This window comes from Pseudoalteromonas sp. SG45-2 (genome assembly GCF_014164115.1).
GTDB classification, from domain to species: domain Bacteria; phylum Pseudomonadota; class Gammaproteobacteria; order Enterobacterales; family Alteromonadaceae; genus Pseudoalteromonas; species Pseudoalteromonas distincta.
In genome coordinates this window covers 1-476 of the sequence record NZ_JACJEO010000069.1, presented here as the reverse complement: position 1 = coordinate 476, position 476 = coordinate 1, and the positions used below count along the sequence as shown (strand labels likewise).

Below are 476 nucleotides of genomic sequence, written 5' to 3'. Positions count from 1 at the left end.
TATACGGAGTTTAGAATGATGGTAATATCAACCAATAGACTTTCAAATGATAAATAAAATATTAGACAGAGTAGGCTCTAGTGGCGTTTGGCTAGCGGCACGGCCTGCTTCCCTGCATTAAGGTCACTTGCATCGGCATTAGGACTAGGCTTCTTCTCTCACTTCGAAGGAATAGCTGTAAATACGCTTTTACCTATTTTTGCATCTTTGGAACTATTGGTAAACTTATACAACTGGCACAAAAATAAAAACCATACCAGAGCTGTCTTCAGCATTCTAGGGCCTGTAGCAGTGCTATTAACGCTTTATCCTCTTTGGCTATATGATTGAAGCACATACCTATTTTACTTTGGTATTTGCTTAATGGTCGTTATGTCGGTTTTGGATATCGTAAAACCAGTAAGGGAGCAAACATGCAACGTATGGCTAATTGCCGTCGTTGAAACGATTAACGGTCAATGTCTGCTTTTCGCTCT

At 39.9% G+C, this 476-nt stretch carries 1 protein-coding gene; it reads left to right on the top strand.

The genetic code is table 11. From position 1 onward, the window contains the following. Nucleotides 1–87 precede the first annotated feature (87 nt). Entirely contained in the window at nt 88–330 is a 243-nt protein-coding gene (locus tag H5116_RS20565) for a MerC family mercury resistance protein (protein WP_327077832.1), read from the top strand. Nucleotides 331–476 lie beyond the last annotated feature (146 nt).